The organism is Cyclobacterium sp. 10D3-21 (genome assembly GCF_055809755.1).
Map to the genome: position 1 here is coordinate 5,651,794 of NZ_CM147924.1, position 24,519 is coordinate 5,676,312.

At 37.5% G+C, this 24,519-nt stretch carries 19 protein-coding genes; 3 read left to right on the plus strand and 16 right to left on the minus strand.

Translation table 11 applies throughout. The annotated features are described in order from the left end of the window. Positions 1-48: 48 nt before the first annotated feature. Positions 49-702, minus strand: a complete 654-nt coding sequence (locus AC0L7T_RS21825) for a JAB domain-containing protein (protein ID WP_473338410.1) — start codon at positions 700-702, stop codon at positions 49-51. A 545-nt stretch (positions 703-1,247) separates the two neighbouring features. Here AC0L7T_RS21825 and AC0L7T_RS21830 point away from each other — a divergent pair. The 3 genes from AC0L7T_RS21830 to AC0L7T_RS21840 all read left to right on the plus strand — a co-directional run bounded on the left by AC0L7T_RS21830 (position 1,248) and on the right by AC0L7T_RS21840 (position 4,721). Further along, on the plus strand, positions 1,248-3,062 hold the full coding sequence (locus AC0L7T_RS21830; RefSeq protein WP_473338412.1) for a sensor histidine kinase: 1,815 nt from the start codon (positions 1,248-1,250) through the stop codon (positions 3,060-3,062). 84 nt (positions 3,063-3,146) lie between these two features. Beyond that, positions 3,147-3,794, plus strand: coding sequence for a response regulator (locus AC0L7T_RS21835; RefSeq protein ID WP_473338414.1), 648 nt, complete (start codon positions 3,147-3,149; stop codon positions 3,792-3,794). Between the two features lie 105 nt (positions 3,795-3,899). Then, positions 3,900-4,721 carry a hypothetical protein gene (locus AC0L7T_RS21840; protein ID WP_473338415.1) on the plus strand — a complete coding sequence of 274 codons (822 nt, stop codon included), beginning with the start codon at positions 3,900-3,902 and terminating at the stop codon, positions 4,719-4,721. A gap of 441 nt (positions 4,722-5,162) precedes the next feature. Here AC0L7T_RS21840 and AC0L7T_RS21845 read toward each other — a convergent pair whose 3' ends face one another. From AC0L7T_RS21845 to traN, 15 genes are all read right to left on the minus strand, one after another. Next, entirely contained in the window at positions 5,163-5,414 is a 252-nt protein-coding gene (locus AC0L7T_RS21845; RefSeq protein ID WP_473338417.1) for a hypothetical protein, read from the minus strand. 231 nt (positions 5,415-5,645) lie between these two features. Next, the gene (locus tag AC0L7T_RS21850) at positions 5,646-8,522 is read right to left on the minus strand and encodes a P-loop domain-containing protein (protein ID WP_473338418.1); all 2,877 of its coding nucleotides are present in this window, start codon (positions 8,520-8,522) and stop codon (positions 5,646-5,648) included. Positions 8,523-8,546: 24 nt separating this feature from the next. Then, positions 8,547-9,554: a hypothetical protein gene (locus tag AC0L7T_RS21855; RefSeq protein ID WP_473338420.1), complete on the minus strand. Its 1,008-nt coding sequence runs from the start codon at positions 9,552-9,554 to the stop codon at positions 8,547-8,549. Between the two features lie 16 nt (positions 9,555-9,570). Beyond that, entirely contained in the window at positions 9,571-10,680 is a 1,110-nt protein-coding gene (locus tag AC0L7T_RS21860; RefSeq protein ID WP_473338422.1) for a trypsin-like peptidase domain-containing protein, read from the minus strand. A 19-nt stretch (positions 10,681-10,699) separates the two neighbouring features. Beyond that, complete coding sequence (locus tag AC0L7T_RS21865; RefSeq protein ID WP_473338423.1) at positions 10,700-12,853, minus strand: DNA/RNA non-specific endonuclease; 2,154 nt, start codon at positions 12,851-12,853, stop codon at positions 10,700-10,702. A 43-nt stretch (positions 12,854-12,896) separates the two neighbouring features. After that, complete coding sequence (locus AC0L7T_RS21870; protein ID WP_473338425.1) at positions 12,897-14,264, minus strand: hypothetical protein; 1,368 nt, start codon at positions 14,262-14,264, stop codon at positions 12,897-12,899. 9 nt (positions 14,265-14,273) lie between these two features. After that, positions 14,274-14,726: a hypothetical protein gene (locus AC0L7T_RS21875; RefSeq protein ID WP_473338426.1), complete on the minus strand. Its 453-nt coding sequence runs from the start codon at positions 14,724-14,726 to the stop codon at positions 14,274-14,276. A gap of 34 nt (positions 14,727-14,760) precedes the next feature. Then, entirely contained in the window at positions 14,761-17,175 is a 2,415-nt protein-coding gene (locus AC0L7T_RS21880) for a S8 family serine peptidase (RefSeq protein WP_473338427.1), read from the minus strand. Between the two features lie 891 nt (positions 17,176-18,066). After that, on the minus strand, positions 18,067-18,558 hold the full coding sequence (locus AC0L7T_RS21885; protein ID WP_473338428.1) for a hypothetical protein: 492 nt from the start codon (positions 18,556-18,558) through the stop codon (positions 18,067-18,069). A gap of 113 nt (positions 18,559-18,671) precedes the next feature. Further along, positions 18,672-19,322, minus strand: coding sequence for a hypothetical protein (locus tag AC0L7T_RS21890; RefSeq protein ID WP_473338430.1), 651 nt, complete (start codon positions 19,320-19,322; stop codon positions 18,672-18,674). Then, positions 19,297-20,211, minus strand: a complete 915-nt coding sequence (locus tag AC0L7T_RS21895) for a DUF4099 domain-containing protein (RefSeq protein ID WP_473338431.1) — start codon at positions 20,209-20,211, stop codon at positions 19,297-19,299. Before AC0L7T_RS21895 ends, AC0L7T_RS21890 begins: the two co-directional genes overlap by 26 nt. Continuing rightward, positions 20,208-21,212, minus strand: coding sequence for an ArdC family protein (locus AC0L7T_RS21900; RefSeq protein ID WP_473338433.1), 1,005 nt, complete (start codon positions 21,210-21,212; stop codon positions 20,208-20,210). Before AC0L7T_RS21900 ends, AC0L7T_RS21895 begins: the two co-directional genes overlap by 4 nt. A 10-nt stretch (positions 21,213-21,222) precedes the next feature. Next, a complete protein-coding gene (locus AC0L7T_RS21905; RefSeq protein ID WP_473338436.1) occupies positions 21,223-21,402 on the minus strand; it encodes a hypothetical protein in 180 nt (59 codons plus the stop codon). A 31-nt stretch (positions 21,403-21,433) separates the two neighbouring features. After that, positions 21,434-23,416, minus strand: coding sequence for a type IV secretion system DNA-binding domain-containing protein (locus tag AC0L7T_RS21910; protein WP_473338438.1), 1,983 nt, complete (start codon positions 23,414-23,416; stop codon positions 21,434-21,436). A gap of 251 nt (positions 23,417-23,667) precedes the next feature. Next, positions 23,668-24,510, minus strand: coding sequence for a conjugative transposon protein TraN (gene traN / locus AC0L7T_RS21915; RefSeq protein ID WP_473338439.1), 843 nt, complete (start codon positions 24,508-24,510; stop codon positions 23,668-23,670). Positions 24,511-24,519 lie beyond the last annotated feature (9 nt).

A 24,519-nucleotide genomic window follows, 5' to 3' on the forward strand; every position in this document is an offset into this window, starting at 1 on the left:
AACGATAAGTTGATAATTCCCCATTAGTAAAACCAAATGGATAAAGACCTATAACAGGCCTTCATCCGCAAAACTAAGGTAAGTACCATCTGTGAAAATCAAATGATCCAGTACTGGCATTTCCAAACTGTTTCCAGCTTCGGTCAACCTTTTGGTTAATCTCTTGTCTGCTTCGGAAGGTCTAAGGTTTCCGGAAGGGTGGTTGTGTACAAGGATGATTCCTGCGGCCAGGTGGTCGAGTGCTTTTTTGAAGATTAACTTTGGATCTGCCAAGGTAGCGTTGGTTCCCCCTGAACTGATCTTATGGAGTTTGAGTACCTGGTTGTTTCGGTTTAGCAATACAATGTAAAAGTGTTCCACTACTTCGTCATAAAGGAAAGGTTTCATACAATTGTAAACATCCTGGGAACAATTGATTTTGATTTTTTTATCCGGTTGTTCAAACATCCTTCTTCTACCCAATTCAAATGAAGTTACCATAGCCGTGGCCTTGGCATATCCGATTCCTTCTATTTTCAGCCATCTTTCCATGTCCCACTTGGCCAACTCCGATAGTCTATTATTTGCCAAGGCAAGGATCTCCCGAGCTTTGTCTACTTGAATATTGGCTATAGCAGCGATGATATGGTAGTCTGTCATGGCAGATTTTCCCTGGTTATAAAGCATCTCTGTGGGTTCTGATAATAGATTAAAACGTTTCATAATGTGCTTACCGACTTTAAATCTCCTGGCGCTGGAGGGCTAAATGAATGATAAGCCCATTCCATGGGGAGTTTTTCACTAAGCACAGGGAGGAACGGAATAAAAAAATCTCTGTCGGTCACTTCCTATTATGCCGTATTTCCTTGGTATATTTCAGACAGTCAAACCGGATGCATGTGAAAAAATAGCCCATAACTTTGGTGAGTCATTGATTTGGCATATCTCCCCAATTCAAATTTTCGGTTAGAATTAATATATTACCGACTATCAAAGCCCTTAATAGAAGTAAATAACTATTGATATTTCTCCTCTATTAAAAAATAAATTTTATTAATAGATTTAACAAACAAAAAAATGTGGAATAATATAATTAAATTGTAGTTGGTGTAATTTTTATTTTAACTCCTATTTTTATTAAAATCGATCGGACGTTTTTTAAATTCGTGCCCCAGATTTTGCTCATTGTAGGGCTTCTGGGTATCGGTTGCTGGTGGGCGTTAAACCAGCGAAGGGGAATAAACAGTATTACCATTAAATCTCCTGTGATGGTAAAACAAATTTTTCAATTTTATGATGCCAATTCTCTATATACCTTTCCAGATATCCTTGCGTTACCCAAAGCGAAATGGAAAGAAGTTACAGCTATCAATTTCGGCAACAACAGCGGTTCCGGCTGGGTTTATATCAAGATAAAAAGTAAAACAACCCAACCCATATTTATGGAGTTGCAGACTCCTTTTATTGATACTTTAAAAATATGGCTAATTGACGATGCCGGTAAAATTCATGAGTTTCCAGCCACTGGATTCTCCCATTTGTCTAAAATAAATTATAATCCGCTAAAGCACCGCTATTTTCTGACTGAGCTTCCTATAAAGAATTATCAAACCTTTGATGTGATTATCCAGGGAAATAATTCTGCAGGTTTTCCTATGAAATACTTTGTGAAATTTTGGAATCAGCCAGAATTTATCCATTATTCAAACGAATCCAATTGGAGATGGGCGCTTTTTATTGGAATGATTTTAACTGTTCTTTTTGTCTCCCTAGCTGCCTATTTTATCCAACAAAAGCGCATCTATTATTATTTCGCAGCCTATATCACTTGTTTTTCAGTATATGCGTTGTTATTAGATGGATGGGGAATATACCTTGCACCATCTTTGTACAAGTATTACAACCCCATTCAAAACCCACATTTTCTTAATCTGGGCATTTGTTTTTTCTTATTGTTTAGTCGAAAATTTCTGGTCATCCCCAGCAAATCGGCAAAATGGTGGCTAAACCTCAGCCCTTGGTGGCTCTACCTATTACTGACCATTTTTATAATCTTGAACAATTATGGCTATGCCCAATCGAATAGCTTCTTTACCAAAATTGGATATTGGAACGGAATAGTAGTTGTAGTTACTATTATTTTACTTTGGCTGAGTTATTTGGCAGATGGCCTTCAAAGAGGATTTCAGCCAACTGGGCTTTTATTTGTATCCCAGTTTTTTTTACTCCTATTTTTTGCTACTAATTTTTTTCTTGAAAATTCAATTGCAGATATTCTACCATTGCATGACATGCTATTACTGAGGATTGGATTGACGATACAATTATTCTTAATTGCCTTAGGATGGATATACCGCCAAAAAGTAATAAAAGAATCCCAAGAACAGCTTAGGACAGTTAATATAACACAACAGCAAGAAATCTCGAAATCTGAGCACCGACTGCAGGATTTACAAATTGCCACCTTACGTATGGAAAATTCACTCCATGGACAACGAGAACATCTCGCTAGAGACCTGCATGATGGTATAGGTTCTCAACTTACCCATATTATTTCACGGTTAGACATCCTTTCTATAGCAGACAATTCACAGCAAAAACAACTTCAACAGTTACGTGATTTCACCAGGGATACCAACCAATACCTTCGGGAAACCATCTGGATTTTAAATAAGAAAGAAGTTACTTGTTCCCAATTCACTTTGAGGCTGCATGGTTTTCTACAGAACCTATGGGAAGATGAGAAATATCCCCAGTTAAAATGGCACTGTTCAAATCCAGCTGAAAATATCATCCTTTCACCAGAAGTAGCTGTGCACCTGATGCGATTAACTCAGGAAGCAATTGCGAATATAATTAAACATGCTCAAGCCGATGAAATAGTGGTTGAATTGAGGATTAATCCACCTCAACTAAACCTGGTGATTAAAGACAATGGCATCGGTTTCGATCCAGAGAAATCCACATATGGATTCGGACTTGAAAATATGCGCAAGAGGGCTGCAGAAATGGAAGGTATTATGAATTTAATTTCAGGAAATTCAGGAACGGAAATACAAGTTATCATACCTGTAACCACTTAATAATTACGCCATTTGACGTATTGACAGCTATTATCTTATACTTTATATTTGATAATATCAATTTATCTCTACCCCTTCAAAAAAATGATAAAAATCGGACTCGTTGAAGACAATGCCCAACTTGGCCAGGATATCCGGGACAAGTTAACATTGGGTGAAGGATTAACGATAATTTGGGAAGAGCGTGATGGTTATTCTGCATTAAAAGCCATGGAATTGGGGGATTTACCTGATGTGGTATTAATGGACATTTCAATGCCCGGAATGGACGGTATTGAGGCTACCAAATTGGCAAAGGAAAATTATCCTCATCTAAAGATTCTAATGCTAACAGTTATGGATGATGAGAAAAAGCTTTTTGAAGCCTTAAAAGCTGGAGCATCCGGCTATTTGCTAAAAGAGATAAGACCACATCTACTTATTAATGCAATAGACGAAGTTCTGGAAGGAGGACTTCCCCTTTCTCCATCTCTAGCAAGTATGGCATTAAAATATTTAAAAGGTGAATCAAAAATCGAGGATGTTACATCCCCCGGAACCGAAAAATTAAGTAAAAGGGAGCAGGAGGTGTTGCAATGGCTAAAGAAAGGGATGTCGGTGCGGCAGATAAGTGAACAATTGTTTATTTCTGATAAAACAGTAAGGAAGCATTTGGAGCATATATATGAGAAGCTGCAAGTGCATTCGGGGAGAGAGGCGATTGTGAAGGGGATGGGGCGGGGAATATTATAATGCCATATTTATATCTTTAGGTTAAAATAAAATAAAGGTAAATTATTAAAAGGGCCTAGTATAGGAATATTATATCCAACATTTTTCTTCGATAAGAAATAAATAATGAATAAGTTTACAGAAAACACCAGACCTGCTGGCCAAAGCAAGTTAGAATTTTACCTAGTGTTAATAATGCTTGGGATTTTAACTATATTAATAGGATTCATACTGTATAACGAGAATCCAGGAGTTAACATTGATCCTAATTCCACAAATTTTACAGATTATCTAAAAGAAAAGGAATATGTATTAAATTATCGTAAGGACTTGCTCTCTATTATTATTGCTGCCTTTGGAGCCTGGGTGGGGGCAGGTGCTGCTTATTTTTTTGGTAGAGAAAATCTCCGCGAGTCTTCTTATAGTCTATTGCAGCTACATAAACAGATGACAGGTGCAGAAAAATTAGGAACAATTAAAGTTAGAGACATCCCCCCAAAACCTTTAAATTCCAATTACGAGGATACAATAACCCTTAAAGAAGCAACTGAAAAACTAACATCCAGTAATCCTAACATGTGGTTTATTTCAATAAAGACTAATGACAAATGGCACATTATTAACAATGAAGCAATTTTTATTTATATAAAAAATAAGCTAGACGAGATTTCAACTGAGGTGGCAAATCAACAAAAGACTTATGCAGAACTGAATGAAATAGTATTGAATACGAAATTAAAAAATGCCATTACAGAAATGGAAAAGCTGGAGGCTACCAATAAATTTGTAAATAGGTTTTTAATAGTGAAACTTGATGACCCTGCAGATAAGGTAAATAAGGAAATGGATAAAGAAGGAGTTTTTTTAGGGATTATTAAAGACGACTCCGGAAACTTTGTTCAGTATTTTACTACTAGTGATATAAGAAAAGCTCTTGTGAATTTATAACCATAAACAGTCGCTATAATCAATCGCTTAATTTAATATTTAGTATACCTCAATGTCAGCGACAGACCACTTGTCGAAAGATTCAACACAGATTTTGTCTGCAGATGTTCTGTGGCAAAATTCTGGCCGAGGACATACAGATCAGGAACTATACCCTTATTACAGATATAAGGGCCTATATTGAAAAAACTGTGAATAGTAACAGGTACAGTCAGTGCTGCTCAACCACTGGAAAAGAAATGTGAACAATCCCCATGTCCTTTTCATCCATGCCTGCCGCAGGCAGGGGCGCCAACTGTAACGAGAGCTATTTCGCTTCACAATTGATGTAACCCTTTTATGGGAGCGCTGTGAATGGATGTTTGAAAAGCTACTTTTCAGGTGGTGCAAGATCCTGTGGATATACCGGACTAAGCTGGGTTCTTCGTCATATTTGGTGAATTATCCTGAATTGAAAAGAACTATTTTCCTCAATAATTGAAAGCCTGCCCTTCTGTACATCCTCCTTTTAATGTTTTTGAGTCGGTTTACCTGTCCTTCCACCTGTCCGTTGCTGATAATGGATACTACTGCCTGATTTACCCCTTCAAAATCACCTTTTATTCCTTTGGCAAAACCTTTCAGTTGTGATTCAGGCAGTAATGCATCCTGCAACCAGCTGTCCAATAATCCTTCTGTTTTATTTTGAAACAACTCTTTAAACCTGAGGGCCAGACCTGTGGATATACCGGACTAAGCTGACCCCCAATCCGGAGGCTAAAAAATAGTGAAAAAGTGACTGTCAATCCGGCAGATGCTGAGTTCTCCGTCATATTTGGTGAACAAATTATATTGAATTTGTGAGTACCCTTTTTTTTTATAGGTGGTATCCTGCCCTTCCATACATTTTTCTTTTGAAGGTTTTGAGTCTATTTAAAATAATATTTATTTTTTAAATGATTCTCCACTGCCCTTTATGGAATTATCAACTGAATTGCGGTAAATATCAACTAAGGTTTTGTTGAAGTTAATAATATTTTCACTTTCCAGCTGGTTTGCTGAAACCTCTCTTTGCCAATGCTGAATTGTCTGACTAAGTTTTTTCCCTGCATTTTTGCTAATAAAATTTGTCCAATCTTTTAAAGTATTATTTCTTATTCCAGCCCTTTCCACTAACTCACCCGGCCCAAAATCATTATTCTTTTGAAGTTGGTTATTCCAATTAGTTAAAGCCTGTGAAAGTGTTAAAATCTGTTCATTACTTCGAATATCAATGCCAATTTTGCTTATTGCATTTTGAATAAGATTAGGCATAATTTTACCAAGTTCTGCTACAATCTCTCTTAAAAGAGATGAATGGTTAAGCAGACTGTTCAATACGTATTCCTGCTCGAGTAATTTCTTTGCCTTTTCTATTATGCTTGATCGTTCTAGGTTTTTAGACTCTCCTGATTTTCGAAGAAGTCGTATGTGCGTGATAAATAATCGTAAAGCTTCAATAGGCTCAACTTGGCTTTTTAATGTTTGTTCTGACTTTATAATATAGGTAAGTGCTTCTTCAATATTTCCTTGGGCTTCATATATAAAAGCAGCTTGTAAAAATAATTCACGTAATACATTAAGGTTTCCAGAACTGGTGGCTGAAATTAATGCCTTTTCAACAACCAATTTGGCTTCATCAAAATTACCCAACATTCTTAGGGTTTCAAGTTCGAGGCGATAAAGGGAACTTGCTGGGGTGCGGTCTCGACGTTCATGTAAAACTTTTAATGCGCCATTTGGGTTTCCTGCTTGAAGATGGCGTTGGACAGATGTAGATGCTATTTCCTCCCAACTTTCTAAATCTGCCCGCTCTAAAAGCTTAGCATCTGGTGTTACCCCTAGCTTTGCGGAAAGCCATATTCGAGCTTTACCTGGCAGTTCCTCCAAGGCAGTATGTAGCCGAGGGTTTAAACTTGCTCTCCATCGATTCTCCACTTCTGCAGGAGAATCACCACGAGAAAGCCTATGATATATTTCTTCTGCACGAGAAATATCGTCATCTAATTTTTCATAGTAATCTACAGCTAAGTCATGTATTGCTCGGACAACAGTTTCTGGAACTTCTTCTGTAAGATCTTTTAACATCATACGACGTACATCTTGTCGATGGCATAATGCACCGTCAATAGGATCGCGCTCTACTAAAGCAACTTCCATAGAGAGCTTTTTCATTAACAATTCAGCTTCGTATTCTGTCTTTATCTCTAATTTACAAGGTTTAGCCAGAACATAAAGAATAAGAGAAGAAGTAATCCGTCGCACAACAAGCCCAGGATAAGCAAGCTGTTTTACCTCCGAATCATGTATGTGCGCTAATATCCGACCATATAGCGTTTCTTGCCCAATTTCTTTACGAACCCTACCTAAGAACCCTTTACGTGTTTCAATATTCCGAAGCATTTCAATACCTTGGTCGCGCACAATTATGGCTGCGAGCCTAAGGCTCATAGGATTTCTTCCTATTACATCTAATGTTTCACCTATAATGTTTTTAGACAATAAATTATCTATACTTATATCATTTAAAGCTTTTTTTAAAAATTCATGCGCCTCACTTCGGCTGAGATCTCCCAACCGAAGTTTATGTACTGGGAATTCATTAACAATGGCTCGTCCTGCGACTACAATGCGTAAATTTGGAGCAACTTCTTGCATGGAGACTAGGATTCTCCATACTTCTTCCACAACTTCCGTCCCTAAGGATTGGGCTTCTTCAAAAGTATCAACAATAAGTAGAACAGGTGTATTGATGGAATTAACTATCTCACCAAACAATTTTGCAGCAAACTTGCTAGATCCTTCTGCTAAGAAGCTTGAATGAAAAGATTTTGATACTTCAAGGAAATCATAAGATGATAAATCTTCTTCAATAATTTCCTTTAAATGTAAAAACTTCGGTCTAAGTGAGGGAATTTGATTAGCTAACTGTCGAGCCGCCTCTAAAAGAAATGTAGTGGGTCGTTCTAAATCTAATACAGATCTTTCAATATTAAGATATGCAAATGGAAGCGCATCTTGGCCAGCTTCTTCCACATGATCCAAGATAAATTTTGACACTAATGTAGATTTACCTACCCCTCCAGGGCCATATATTAATAAAGGTGGCCGAGATATTAAATCATAATATAAGTTATTAGCAAAACGCTTAACATTTCGATAAACATTATTACTTGGTAATACTCCAATATAATCGGCCAACTCCTCTAACTCCTTCTTTCTTCCAACAAAACTAACATTGGCAATTTGACGAAGTGGATCGAGCAAATCAGCAGTAGGCAATGCTTGCTGATACCTTTCAATGTCTAAGGATACATCTAAGATATCTTTAAGCCAATCGTAAATATTACCTAATATAACCAGTTCTATACGGCTTAATTTTTGAATATTAATTGGATGATCATATATTACATCATCAAAAAATTTCTGTGATAAATTTTGAGGTCGCTCAGGGTTTGATTGTAGAGCTGTTTGGATTTTCACTCTGCAACCTAATCGTTTTAAAGCTTTCCGGCGAACATTTTGTTTAAGCTGCCACCAATTTCCTTCCTCTTTATCTATTATTGGCATACAGTAATTCAAATATTCATTCCATAGCTTATGATCTTCATCCTGCTTTTCAATATAATTGTGTGGTCTTAAATGCAAAGGATCAAAAGCTATTAGAACACATGCAGCTTCCTGAAATGCTATATCCAGAAGGCTATCTTCCTTATTGACTTGTTGATAAATGTACTTAATTTGTTCATCAACACTTTTCGATGTTTTTTTTTGATGAGCCATATTTTTAAATAATTAAAATTCAGGTTAGACCACCTTCATATAAGCTCTTAAACGATCTACCATTTCTTCCATATCATCGACATCCAAGGGGGTTTTAAGATTAGTAAAAATTGCTGAACAGATATCATTAATTTCTAATTTTGTTAAAGATTTACCTTTACTTTTAGCAAACTCATCTATATAATGTTCAACATCTGAAAATTGAACAGGAAATATATACTCTTCTAATATTGCAGGTTTGATGGATCTAGGAAATACAGAATTATGACCTAAAAGTATAATCCAAATATTGTTGATTGGGTTTGCTCCTACTTCTAATACTAGATTGTCTACAAATTCTCGACACTCAACTTTTACCGCATCTATATCACAATGGTCAAAAATAAAGCACCAATTAGTTAAAGCACCAGTTGGAGTGGTTAACCACCCAACTATTGCCGATGCAAGACCTTTCGCTTGAGTAGAACCTAGAGCTATTCTGTCACGTAATTCTGCAGGAGAAAAGTCCATTTTATTTGCGAAAAGTGCAACTACATCTTGAATTTCTTTAGGTCGTTTATATTCATCTAATAAATCTATTTTAAAAGTATTCAAACCAATATTTCGAGTTGCGTGTTGAATAAACCAATGTGAATAAGTTCGGCCACTATACCTATCACCTTTAGTAATGAGTATATTTGGATGTTGACCATTCAAGAAATTAGAAATAGTAACCCTATACTGCTTCCGATCAATAAATGGTCGATCGTAAACTACTAACGCATCATAACCAAGAGGAATCGGTATATTTAAGAAATCATAAACTGAACGCTTTAACTCTGGTATTAGCAGCTTATCACTCAGTTCTGTTAAAAAAAAATCCTCTTTTTGCTGCTGTATTAATACATCTAATAATTCATGAACTATAATTTCCTTTCTTTGATTTAAATCAACGAAATCTTCTAGAGGTGCACCAAGTATGTAAAAAACATATGTTTTTAATTGTGATAAAGAAAGTCTACAGAGTTGAGCTTCTACAATTTCTCGATTCATTTTTTTAAAAGATTAATTATTTACTACTTTCCCAAAAAGCAGGAACACCCCGCATCTTCATAACCTTTATTATCTGTTTTAAAGGCACGCATTGATTATATCTTAAGTCATTAGTCGGGCCACCTGCATGATGCAAACCAAATGCCCTAAGATTGATATTAAAACATGGGGCACCTGATGAACCAGGATCCGTATTAGCATCATATTTAAGTCTGGTACCATTTACAGTGTATGCACCTTTTTCCAATACATTTCCAAAAGCTAATTCTAAAGGTCGTCCTTGGGGATGCTGTACAATAAACATTAGGTCATCTGGCATTATAACAGATGGATTTTCAGTAATAACAATCCAACTTCGGTTTTTTCCTCCAGGTAGAACCTCATTCCCAATTTGAGTGTCTAACTTTATTAAAGCATAATCTAATTCTTCTAATGTAGGTTCGATATTAGATTCTCCGAGGTCATAAGCTGAGAATGGGCAAAAGTCAATTAGCCATTTTTCGGCTACCCCACAACCCTTTTCATTAACTACTGTCGTACCCAACTGCTCCTCCTCATAATCAAAACGGCAATAAATTTGGTCGGATTCATAAAATTGTTCATTTACATCTTTTACAACATGATAGGCCGTAAACAACAAATCTGGACCAACTAACCAACCTGTGCCTTTTGCAGTTCCCTTGGGAATTTCAATCCGACAGACCTGAGCTCCAATATTATTAAGCCTATTATTAAAATCTTTAAATTGTAAAAATGTAGATCTTTCATTAACAATTTTTTCTAGATTTCCATTTCTACTAACATCATTAACTGTAACCTTTCCTTGATGCGCTGCAGGTTCTTTTTCTGGTATTTTAATTTCGAGCTCTTCTGCAACTTTTTCCAAACGATTAACCTTATTCTCCCGGTAGGCTCCAATTACTAGTTGGTCAATCCACTCCCCTTCAATACTTAGTTGAACTAAATCATTTATGATATCCTTTTTTCCTGAATTTGTATCTAGTTCATCCTCAATTTGCTTGCCTAATTGTAAGCTCAACATCCTTTTTAGACCTTTTTTATCGAATGACAGGCGTAATGCTTTTTCTAATAATTGGCGCTGCTCGGTAGTTATATTATCACTCATGACACAACATTTAAAGCTATTATTTACTTATAAACTGAATCTGATCGGGTCCAGTAAGTGGTACAATAAGTCCCTCCTGTACTATTTGCATAGGATCTAAACTTGTCAAGCTTCCAAAAGATAATCCTGTTTGTTTTTCTATACTTGCTATAGGTACTTGAGCGGCATTATGCTGCCCAAAAATAAATTTTTCTTCACGTTGGTAATCTTCATCCTGTAAAAAAATTTCCTGCGACATAATATAACCAGTTGCACATAATTCCTTTGTTGTATCATGAACAAAAGCAATTACTTTCCAAAAGGATCGAGGAATTTTTACACCAAATTTAATTGGATCATCGGGGCGGAGAACAGGGCCAGTAAAAACAGATATCCGCATATCATCCTTCCTGGCATTGTGGAGAGCATAGTTTTCTAAACCCTGCCATACTCCTCCGTTGTGCCTCTGCTTTTGCGGTACAGCATTAGTAACATGCATAGAATCAGCATTTCCTAGGATTGCTTCTTCATCAGAGCCCCAAATTGGATCTTCCCTTTTGGTCATATGCCCCCGGGAGAATTTTCTTTTATCTTTAGTTTCGTCTCCATAACATTCCTTTATGATTTGAGCTTCCTCCGGAATTCTAGGATCAAGCCTCCACCCAACACGTTTCATTCCTTTAGAACTTTTTCCGTCAATATTAACGGCACTAAACAAGCAAAGGCGACGCGTACGGCTCATTACAACAGAGAAGTGTTGGTACTTCAGTTCATACTCTGTTTCCCCGTTAGTATCAAAAGTAAGCACATCATATTTCAGACGAGTGTTGGCTATTTCCGGCAATGGCACTTCCTTCTCTGCACCTATAAAGAAGGGGTCATAGCCCTCTCGGTCCGCATAATCTTCAGGTCTGCTTTCAACGTCAAGAATAATTTCTTCGTCCTCAATAAAAGTGGCATCACTACCACTAGAAGAGTATGTGGATAGTTTGTTTATTAGGCTTGAGTCCTGACCTATTACGGGTGTTCCAACAGAGATACTTACCTGTAGCGGAATGGTAAAATTTATGGTGGGATTAGAAGTTTTATCCTGCGTAATAAGAGAAGGGGAAGACTGATGGCTTAAAGCGGCAACATCTTTACGTTGGGCATCTATTGGTTTGATAGCGATTGGGAAAACCTTTTGACGGCCGCTTTTAACGAATTTAAGCCTTTGGTCAATCAAAGCGGCCGGAACCGCATAGTTAGTTTCTAAAAAACGACCTGCAAAATGCAACCCAACTGCTTCAGATCCATTATCTGAATTTAACAAAACAACTGCAGAACCTGAGTTTCCACCTAATGTTGAGCAATCGTGGAACAATTCTGTGGTTGTTATTCCAGTAACTTGGCCAGGTGCCAGGCGCTTCTTATCATATATATCTCCAAAAATTTCTTCCATTAGTTGCTGATCAGGAATCCGGCTATCACGAGCAGGGTATCCAATAACAGCCACATCTAAATTCCGGCTGGCTTGCTTCCTCGAAAGAGCAATAGGCTTTGGAAGGATTTTACCTGCAACAGGCTTAACCTGAAGCAAGGCAATGTCTGGGCCATTACTTTCGGCTATATGTAAAATCTTTGAAATGCGAAATGTAAAATCATCAGGTTGGCCAAATTCCTCCAAAAAATCGATAGAAGCCCCAATGTCCATACCTCGTAATCCTTTTCTGAAAACGAAGCCTGCCTCTTTACTTGTACCAAACAGCTCAGCTATATGCCGATTAGTAACTATTATATCTTCTGTAACCAACCAGCCAGTTCCCAGCCAACTATATCCTTCTGGATGGTTCTCTAACTCTATCCGACCTACAGCAGTTATAGCATTGGTCAACTGCTCTCTAGATCTAGCTAACCGTCCTCTCCAAACTTCACTCTCTCCTTCCCTAAATTCTAAAACAGCTGCATTTTGCAATACAGATAAAACAGGCCGACCAACCCGCAGCACTATTGTTTCGAGAGCCGAGCTTGGTTTTATGCCTTCCAGCCCTCCAACTGATTCTTTAAATTTACTTTTAAACTTAGAGGCTAGCTTATCGGCTTCCTTCTTATACTTTTCATCATTCCGCACTTTATGAAGCTCATCTGCTAAGTCTTTATCATTATTTTCAATCCTGCTAACTACGCAACGTACTTCCATGTCTAAACTTTCCATGGTAAATTTGGGTTAAAATATTTTTAATAAATGAATCAGCTTATTACCAACTTAAAACAGAATTTAAACTTACTTTTGCTGTTATACCAAAGGCGAATCGTTGAAAAGCAGGCCGAAGCTTTTGTTTCTCTATATCTTTGCTTCTTTCCTGATTATCTTCAATATCCGGGAGCTCAAAATAGAAGCCACCAAGAAAATTGCCATTATTTTTAAAGAAATGAAAACCCAATCCTAGATTAGTGGTATTTACCAATAATGTTTTATCTCTTGAAAACCAATTTCCTCTTAAATAAGGGTTCAAAAGCAAATGTGACTTCCTACTTACATCTAAGGGTAAGTTATATATTATATCAAAATTGAATTCATTTTGAGCTACGTCTCCAAATGTTCCCGAGTATGCTGTGATTTTTTCTTCTGAAATTAAAGTGGTATTTCCAGATACATTTTCTGTTTTCAATAAATAAGTAGCTTCTGTTAAATTTTTAAAATTATTTTTAGAAACATAAGCATATGTAGCTCCTACTCTCCATCTTCTCCACTCAAAGTTGGCACCTAACCCTAATTGGCCACCTTTGTCATCAACATTGTTAAAACTGTTGGCTAAATTTCCGTTATCTATCTGAGTAAATTGTTTAAAACCAATAGCCTTGACGCCCCCAAACCCAAATAAAAGAAACCTCCAATAATTTGATTTAAGGCTTTGCTTGGAATTCAGGAATGCTACACGTCTTAATTCTTGAAAATTTTTATTATTAAGATTCTCAAAAACTTTTATTAGCTCTGCTTTAAGTTGAGCCCTAAAGGTTTTAACATTTTGTGGAATACCTGCTTCTGTTTCATCTATTCCACTTGTTGTCGTATGAAATCTTATAAGAGGATTACCATTATTGATATAAGTTACAAAATCAGCCTTTACTTTATTGATTTCAGTTAAACTAGCTGCTGGATTGGCAATTAGATCTTTTAACTCCTCCATAACAATGAGTAATGAATCATAATAATGAGAAATTATTATTTTTTTGTCTTCACCCAAACTTTGAAATTTAGCTGAACTAACTAAAGCAGGATCATCCTTAACTACACCTTTTGCATTCGACCAATAATAGCCTACATATCCATTTAATCTACCTTCTGGAACCAAATCCCCATTAGAGAATAGTTTACCTAACCCTTTTGAGTTTTTAACTCGAATTTCTCCCCCTCCAAATAATGCATTATTTTTCTCCACTGCGAGACCATTCAAATTATTCCATCCAAAAACTAATTCAGCCTCTACGATATCAATACCTATGGCTGAACCATCTAGGATAACCGAGCTTTTCCCTTCTGCGCTTTGGGTTACACCTTGTTGTCCATTTACCCAAGTGGTATAAAAAGCAAAAAAGACAATGATTAATATTTTAATTTTCATAATCGAATATTAAGGAAGTGTAACAGGATCTATAGCTAATTGTGCCCGCCGGCTATCCTCTATTGTAAATGGCTTTTCTTCAGAGAAAACATACTTTCCTATAAATTTTAAAGATAAAAGCTTGAGTTCAATATTGGGCTCCCCTACCGCATCTATTATTATGAAAATTTTATCATCAACAAGTGGTACAAACTTACCACCTTTTACTACACCATCTTCAGCTGCCATGGCTAATTTTAAAAGCTCATCTCCTTCTATTCTTGAACCATCTATATTTATGCGGACAAGTTTCGCCTTCGATGGCACCTTTATTTCAAATTTAAAATTTTGTTTTAGCTCCTTTTCTTCAAACAAATCTACTTCTTCCAAAGTGATATTTTCAGAGGTAATTTTTCTTGTTGGATTAATATCAAGTACAAGACGAATTGTTCTCTCTTTTTTACTTTTTTTTTCTTTTGCCATTTTTATTATATTTCTTTTCTGAAATTTTTAAATCTTAGGTTAATGCTACTTGTGTTGCATTTGATATCACTAAAGCAAAGTCCTGACCTCTAACATTTGCACGTGTTGATCTAGGAGAACCTTTGATAACACTTACACCTCTTACTCTGACATCATAAATTGCATTTGTAGGAATAAATCCTATTTGTTGAACATTATTTATTGCATTTGGATATGGTTTTTTATCGCCATTTAAAACATTTCCATTATTCTGCTTAACCTGGAGATATAATTTATTTTGTAGAGAACCTACATTAGCGGGAGACGATGCATCTGACCATACTAATGTTATTTTAATCGGCTTTGAGACGTTAATTGGTCGAACCTGGATTGTTCGATTTTGCTGAGAAACAACAGCAAGTTTTGGATCATCAAAAATTAAAACTTCACCTGATTCAAGTAGTTCAATAATACTTCTGAGATTTAACCTACCAAATCCGTTTGCATTATTTTTCATTGGGGGAATTTCTCCCACAAATTGTCCAGGCATTTCACTTGCTCCATTTATAAGCAAAGCTTTAAGTAGAGCAGCACTAGGACTTACTCCATCCTGATGATAATTATGCTCTACCAGCCATTGCCTTACCAAAGCTGCCGCACCTGCGACTAGTGGTGTACTCATGCTCGTTCCACCGCTCCAGCAGTAAAGGCCGTGTAATGGGTTATTCCTAGGTAAATCTCCCCAAAGGGGAGATTCTATTTTTGTATAAGTTGATGACCTGGTTGAAAGAATATTAGTCCCTGGTACCACAATATCTGGTTTTATTCGCCCATCGTCAGTTGGACCTCTTGATGAAAATGCAGCTAATCCATCAGGATTATCGGATACATGTCCAGCCAGAGCTAGACGTGGGTATGCCAAGGAGCCGTCATGAATTTCCCATTGATCCCAGTTAATATTAACACCTGGAAGAGGGTCTGAAGTTGCAGGCCTATTATTTTCACAAGCCCCCACTGTAAGGCAGTTTTTTGAAGTGGCTGGAGTACCAATAGAATCTGCATCAATAACACCATTAATATCTAAATCTGTTCCAGCGTTTCCTGCACTAAAAAGTATAAGAAAATCTGGATGCGTCCAAACAAACTCATCTACTTCCTTTGAATTATTATTGTAAACCCCTGCATCATTTGCTCCCCATGAATTTGTATGGATTCTTGCTCCTGCTTCGTAGGCTTGTGCAAAAAGAGGTTCTAAATTATTTGGTAAACCGTAAAGCCCCGTAGGTTCTGGGGGCCAATCAGTAGGAACGCGAATTCCTTCGGATCTTAACTGATCAGCAGATTTCCAATTTATTGTTTGTTCTGTTGCTTGAAAAAACATTTGGGCATTAGGAGCTATCCCTCTTGGTACTATATTACTGCCTTTCCTTAATGCAGCTTGTCCACTTCCCAGCACCGACCCTGCCACGTGGGTTCCATGTCCCGAACCAGAATCTGCTGCACCATCCTTAATCTCTGAAGAATCATTTATAAATCGAGAATATTCTACTGGAGCTGATAAGCTATGAATTCCCAGGATACGTCCTCTAAAATCTAAATGTATATTGTGGTCATCACCAGTATCTAAACCTGAATCGCAAATGGCAACAATTTGATTTGAACCTGTTAATATTGTATCATCAAATGAATTATTTCCATTAATTCCAAGAATTAGCCTTGCTTGGTCGTTATGCAGCTTAGGGAAATTGTGAGGTAAAATTGATTGAACTTCTTGTTGGTGAGCCAACTTATTTATAGTTTGAGGCGGAATTACAGCAGTTACAGATGTTGGGCTCTTAGACAAAACTACTCCACCAGCGTCTTTTATCTCTTGCTCAACCGAATTTATATCCTCACCTTTAAAAAAATTGACTTCCACCTGAGAGGATTTTTTTCTATTACCACCAGCCACAGTATCAAAAACTAACTCCGTCGCACTTGGGCTTATTCTTGGCCTTTTTGATAATTTTGGAGATATTTTCATCGAGGCCCGATAGGGCGTGATTGCTTCAACCCAGGATTGCTGGTTAAGGGTTTCAATTTTGTCAGGCATAATTCCAACCAATAAAGTAAAAGCAGGCATATTTGCTTGTATTACTCCTCCTTGTTTTTCTATCTCACTAAGCCACTCATCCTTTACAGGACCTATTATTTTAACCAAATAATAGGAAGTTCGCCCCGGCTCTATTATGGAAGGAGAAACCCCCTCAGCTTCTATGGCACGGCTAATATTAAATTTTAATCCCGTAAATTCTAGCTCAGGCTCTTTCAGTTTATTAACTTCTAATCCAATATTTATCATTGCTGATATTTGGGATTCGTCACTTTGCATCAGAAGAGAATCGGAATATTTTGTGAGGATTTCGCCTCCTACATTTGTAGCAATTTCCAAATCTTCATCCTTATTTATTGTTACTAGTACCTTACTCATAATTCATTGTTCCAAACGGCCTTTAAAGATATTTTAAGGTATATTAATACTCTGCATGCTAATAAAGATGAAAGCCACCTTCCAAAAAATCAAAACACTTTAAAGAAATAAACAAGAAATTGACTTTACCTCTTTTAAAGATTTCCTGAAGTCTCTTCTCTTAGGTATTCAACTAACACATTTTAATATTCCATTAGCTTTACCATAAAAATTTCAAAATATTGAAATTGCCTTTTCTAAACATTGTTGCTCTCTATGCCCTTCAATTTGGGAATATCAATTTTCACAAAAACCACAAGAGAATCTTTACCCCAGAAAATATATCAAATGCCATGGTTTCATTATGTTATTTTTATATTTTATTTATATCAACTTCATGCTAATCTATCCTGAAAATCCAGTCCCAACTATGCATCATCCTAAACTTTCTCTGACAGATATGTTTTACATCTTTACAATAATTATTGATATTTCTATTTTAAAGATAATTATAAAAAATAAATAAATATATACGGCAAATGACGTATATTTAATCATCTAGGAGGATAATGCTTTGAGAAAACCATTAATGGATGTCGTTTTAATTTTAAAAGTACCTTTTTGCTTTCGAGCATGTTTGTTTGGTCAATTACCTATTACGAGCTGGATCCATACCGATAGTAGAAGTGATTTTTTTATCCTTCACCTTTATTTCATCCGGTACTTCGTAAGGTCTTTTGAGTAGTATTTCTTTTATGAGGTTTTGGGATTCATCCTGCTAATTTACAATGAGATTTTGCTAACTATTAATTCGAAAATATCCTGTTTTCCTGGATTGATAATTCAGCGTATTTCCATCGATACTATTTCCATAAAATCTCCAAAAATTAAATTTATAATTTAAATTTATTCTCAAAACCTCACCACCTCACTCAAAGCCTCCGAAACTTCCCCTACTGGTCTTGCAGTATATTGGAACGCCTGAACCTCAGCATTGTCTCCAAAAACCTTAATAGTAGCACTTAAATCCTCAAAATCCTCATCTGGTATATCACCTGTGTGAACCACATTAAAATTAAACCCGAGAGTATGAACAGGCTCTTCTGGTTCTACGATAAGTTCGGAAAAGGTAGCGGGGGTGGAAAGGTTAAAAGTATTGGCCTCATCGATGACTTGGGTCCATTCAAGGTCGTTTGGTTGAATGATGGTTGCATTGACAAAACCGCTTTGGCCTTGGTAGAGGGAGTGGACTCCGAAATTAATGAGGTACTGTTCCACACTTCCTTCAAAATCAATTTCAATCCGGGCTGTTTTTTCAATTAAGGGTGCCTCTTCAGACTCATGGTTGCAAGAGATGGCTAAAAAAATGAAGGCATAAAAAAAGAGGTTCTTTAATCTTCTCATAATAGTTGGTCAGTTTGGCTATTCTTATTCAAAACGATAAGGAAATGTTTAATGCGTATTTTAATTTAAAATTTTAACCTTATTCAAATTAGAATAATATCGTATTTGCAATCTTAAAAATAACAAAACATATAAAAATTATCAATATTTTTATCAAAAGGTTTACAAGTGCTTACCGTTTGTCTCTGCCCTACCTGCCTGCAATGATTTCTTAATGAAAACTCCTGCAATGACATACTAAAAGTCTCCCCTTTATAGGATGCAACTACCCTATTATCAGCAATCTTAAAAAAGCAATCATCCCCTTTCAGCCAATGTTGTACCTTACAGTCCCTGACCCGACCTAATAGGGAATGACCAAATACTGTAAAAAATTTTACTCCCTTTGGGTACTGTTCAACTCCTTTTAAAAGTAGTCTTTTATCCATTTTAGCTCCAATGGCCAGAAATGCAGAATAGTTAAAATTCGTACGACCCATTTTTCTTTGTACCAGGCAAATCAAAGGCATAAGCCCATTAGAAATATACAGTGTCCTGACGTTTTCAGGCTCTGCTGGCGAAAAATAAAGGACTCCCCTGGAGGACAATTTGTGTTTAAGCACAGCAATAACTTCACGATCCACCACACCTCCATGTTCATTAAGGTAATCTGCAATCAACCTGCCTTTTTCATCTTCCCTCAAAACTTCCGAAAATAGCTGCTGTACTTCCCTACTCACTCCAAGGCTTTCCAACAGCTCAAATCTTTCTCTGACGGTGTTCATCGTTTTCTGATTTCTTATTTGGATTCCTACCTTCTTCTGTATCTATGGAGTTAAAGCGTTTTACTTCATCACCACTCCTGTTTTGATATTTAGCCGGTTGGGTTACAACTTTTGACATTTCTGCTCGGACATTGTTACTATCCCTCAAGGCATCCTTAGGATTAGGGTTTAGCGCAATTCTTCGCTCAATTTGCTTTTGTACCTTTTGGAGTGCATCCTGATAACCTTTTGAATAGGATTGTTCCTCACCACTTTTCTGACCCAACATCCTGCCTATTCCTGTAAGCAATAAATAGGATAAGCCACCATCCAAAAGGACAGACAATACCAAGCCATTTCGGTTGGAACGTATGCCTTTTCGATCGGTAGTGGAAAACTGAAACTGAGTGCCATCAGGTAATTCCACCATTTCCCCTTCCTTGTATTTCCTTTTTTGCTCTGAAGTCAGTTTCTGATCGTTGACAGCTTCAGGTGCCTTTACAGCCCTGGGGTCATAGCTCATAAACTGCTTGGTATCTTTATCATACGCAATGATTTCCGTCCTAACATTCCCATTTTTGTCTACATAGTTTTTACGAATATTGGCAATCTCTGCCCGGATCAGCCGCTCCTTCTCCTCTGTAGAGAGTTGTGGATGGGAATTGGGGGACTTGTACACCGGATCTATTCTTAAAGAAGGATTTCCATCATCTCCTCTTACGATGGAGAGCCTGGCCGGAAGATTGTCTATTTGTATATCTTTTCCTTTCAGGTTTTTAAGGGCTACTATATCCGTCATTTTACCTTCCTGCAACGCTTGTACCTGTTCCTTCGGAATGGTAAACTTTCCATTTTTATAAATCCCAAATATTTTCAGGTCTTCCATGGGTAATGTTTTTTCCTTGATCATCTTCCAAATTTTAAGGTGTTTTCCAATTCTTGTTTTTGTTCTTTAACTTCCGGCTGGTGGGACAATTCTGATACCGGCTCAGTATCCGATGTGGAGCTTTTCGAAGCAACCTGCTTCAATTCTTTTTTTCTATCGAAGGCCATCAGGTAATCCATTATCTTTTGGGAATCAGAAGCTGCCTGATGGATTTCAAAAGGTTTCTCGGTAAGGATTTTAATCCAACTGTCCACATAGGCCAGGTGTTGGCCGGGATCATGACCAATCTGTAGCTCGGCTCCCAACATCATACTAGCGATTTCAGCTCTTAGTTCCTCTCTTGCGTATTCCTGTGTCCCAAAACTGTTCATGATACTCCGGTCCAACCGGTCCTTATGCCCTGTCCAATGACCCAGCTCATGTAAAAGGGTGGCATAATACCTGTCGGAAGATTTAAACTGTGTCTTTTCAGGCATTCTGATATTATCCCCCAGAGGTGAATAATAGGCGCTATTTCCATGGACATGTGCAATGCTGGCCCCGGTGTTTTTTATCAGGCTTTCTACCCTGTTCAGTTTTTCCCATTGGCTAATCTCCGAGCTTTTTGCTATTGGAGGTACCCCCTTGATCTGTTCGGCGTTAAAAACCCAGGCTTTGGTGACCATGGGAGGATTTAATGTCCTACGTACTTTGACCGGCTTGCCGTTTTCATCCAATACCTGCTTGCCTTTCTCATCTTTTTTCGGATAAAACTGGTGGGTTTTGACAAAATTGATTGACATTCCTTTTGCGCCCTTTTGTACCTGCCAACCCTGAGACTGGGCTTGCTTGAATGTAGCCCATCTGGGATCTTCAAAGGGAGAGAAGAGTTGAAGGTATAAAGCGTTTAATCCTCTATAGGCTTTATCGGTGACTGCATTTTGCGGCTTGTCAAATGCTGCTGTCGACTTTTCCCAAGGTAGTTGCCATGGAGCCGTTCCTTCTTTTAGTTGGGCAATGATTCTCTCAGCTACAACTTCGTGCATTTTTTTGGTTTCAGCTGCCATTATTCAGGGGATTAGCGGGTTCAACATGGTCTTCCGGGGGAAGTTCATCCAGTGCATCAACCTGATACAATCGGGCCTCATCGGTTGTCAATTCAACTTGCTTTTCTGTCTCAAGGCGGTCCAGTTTTCTCATTAAAGACTGCATTACTTTTCCTTCTTTTAAATTCATGATATATGTGTTTTTATAAAGTTTAATTTATTTAAGCAGATGCGGTATAGTAATCGATGATGTTCTCTACTTCTTCCCTGATCCGCATAAAATTCCGGGTCAGCACTTGTTCTTTTTTTCCTTTAAAGTCATACCATTTCGGAATGGGTCGGTAATTTCTTTCCTCGTGTTTTATTTCCTGAGGGTCAAGATTAACCCTGCAGTGAATATTGGAGGTTTTATAGCTGCCATTGAATTTACTAGCATCAGCCGCCAATAGCCCCACCAGCTCTCCTGTCTGCATACCGGCAATTTTTCCTGCTGGAATCAGGGGATCGTATTTTTCACTCAATGAAATGGAAGTTTTGGTTCGGTCAATAGAAACACTTTCTCCCAGTTGTTTTCGTTTTCCAAACATCCGTTCAAGCCATTCTAGCGTTTCCTTGTTACGCACTGATCCGCTTAACACATTGCCGATTACAGCTGTCATGGTGGTGGCGGTATCCTTGCCCTGAAGTTGCTTCAGCTGGGGAAGTTCTTGCAAACCCAATAACACCGCTACCTTATTGCTTCTGGCGGTAGAAATCAAATTCTCCACCCTGTGGATATAAAGGGTTGGTGCTTCATCTGCCACAATGGCAACAGGCAAATTGCCTTTGGTATTGATCAGCCGTGTCAGTCGGTTTACAATCACCGAATAACAGGTGGAATTGATGTTTTGAGTGGATGGGCTGTTGGCCAGCACCAAAATGGCTGGAGATTTTGGATCTGAAATTTTCAGGTCAAAATCATCGCCAGAAAACACCCAAGCTGTTTCTTTAGTATTCAATCTGGATATAAAGATTTTCAGGGTACCCACCTGACCTTCCAACTGCTCAAAAGCCCTTTTTTCCAGGGCACTTCGAAAGGGACTTAGCAAGGATTCCAGCTCCGGTAATGTCGATAAACAGGTAAATATTTCTTCATACGTCCTGTTTAAAAAAGCGAGAAGGTGTGCAAAAGTGGAGTATTTACCCTCCTGATGTCTGGAAATAAAATAAATGGCCGAGGCCAAGAAATTGACAGCGGATTGGGTGAAAAATTTATCTGAACCACCGGAAGATTCCGTTTTCTGTAGGGATTCCACAATCGCTTCTGCAGTTTCTGAAGCATCTGCTAGGGTTTGGAGGTATTCACGTTTCAGAGGATTGATCCGCTTAGAATACTCTACCTGATCCATATTCACTACCAAAAATCTATGGTTTTGGATTTTCCCTTGCTGCTTGGCCAATAAATAATGATGGTAAGCAATCTGTCCCAAATCTGGAAATTTAAAGTCATAAAGACACATGGTATAGCCTTTGGCTATCATTTGTCGGATGAAGGGATTTACCACACTGAATGACTTACCACTTCCCGGGGTTCCTATCAGCAGGGTACCTCTGAAAGGATTGACAATATTAATCCAACCATTCCGAACGCGTTTTTTATAATAAAACTGCATGAGTATATTGACCGAGTAGGGTGTATTCAATTTATCCTTCTCCTGCATAAAAGACTCTCCTTCAATGTTCCATTCATCTTTTCCAAGTCCACTCTTGATCAGTTTGGAAACATTGTCTAAGGAGGTATGGATCAATACCGCTCCAAGCAGGGATGAAATGACAAAGGCTAGATCAGACCAGCTGGTATAAGGTAAGATATTAGAACTGGTTTCCAGGGAATAGAAATACAGTGAGCCAAAGAAAAAGCCAAACCCTAAAATCAAAGGAAATACAATTTGCTTCTTCGGGTTTAGGTGCAATTCCTTTTTTGAAAGGGTACCAATGGCTGCCAAAAAGAGGACCAATAAAATGGCCAATTTACTGTAAAGCAAGTTTTGATAAATAGGTAAATTCATCAATTTATCTACAAGGGGCACAAGCTGGCTGCCCGTTCCTTCCTCCAACAGCAACTTATGGCTATAGATAAAGAGAAATATTTCAAGGAAAACCATGCCGTAGACCATAAACTGGATCAATCCATGGAGCTTTTCCAACTGTCTTTTCTGTTCCATTTATTTCAGGTTTTTAGATAACATAAACTAACATCACAATGGTCCGTTGCTACTTATCAATAGGCGAAATCTGATTTCAGTTGCCAATTTCATCCACTATTATAAATCCCAAAACCGTATTAAGGGAGCTAAAATGCACCTGTTTATCGGAAGTAGATTAAGGAATTGAAGGGTATGAAGTTCTTCCCTGCCTAGTGATGCCCCATTTGATTAATCCTCAATAGATACTAATCACACTGTTAAAGGAATTCCTATAAAGTGTCCGCACTCAATAGGTCGAAATAATCTATTTCAAGTATCAAAGTCCTTCCGGACAATTGCTTTTCGGTTAGTTCTATGGAAAGCACCTTGTTATTGGGAAAGGAGAATTTATCCAAAACATAAATGTTTCGGTATTTCCGTTTGAAGTTTTCCTTTTCAAAAAGGGTAAATACAGGCTCCATTTCTATGGCCTGTACATTGGTAGCCTTGGCTATTTTTTTATCTTCCACTCTAAACCTGATCTGGTCAATATCAAATTTCAGATTGGTATCGTTGGTATAGGTAATGTCCAGGAAAATGTAATCATCCAAGGTATGGATATGATTGACATTGCCGGTGATGCCATATTGGGAATTGTAAAGGCCAGTTTCATCCTCTTTTCTCTTATAGGCATCCATAGAAAACTCTCTCAATTCATTTTGGGTAAGTGGTACCAGCCCAATACCTAAAGGACTCATGTTTTCAGGGGTGATTTCTAGCAATGTGGGCAAATCCTGATTGCCTGAAGCATATTGCACTTCATATTGGGCTATGAACTTCTGGCCGACAATGGTCACTACTCCAAGGTTCTGCTTAGGTTCCATATTGTCAGCTGCACTAATTTCCTGCATTTTAATACGGAAAACATTGTCCAAAGGCAAGTCACCCACCAATCCTTTGCTGGAAATATCTACATATTGAATGGGTTCTGGAGAATTAAAATGGAGGGTTATGTTTTCCCGGATGTATAACTTTTCTCTATTGGAATGGGAATGGTTAGCGCCATTTTCCTGGGCAATTGTAGCAAAGCCAAATAGGTTCCAAAGGCATGTTATTAGGATTAATCTTTTCATATCATTATG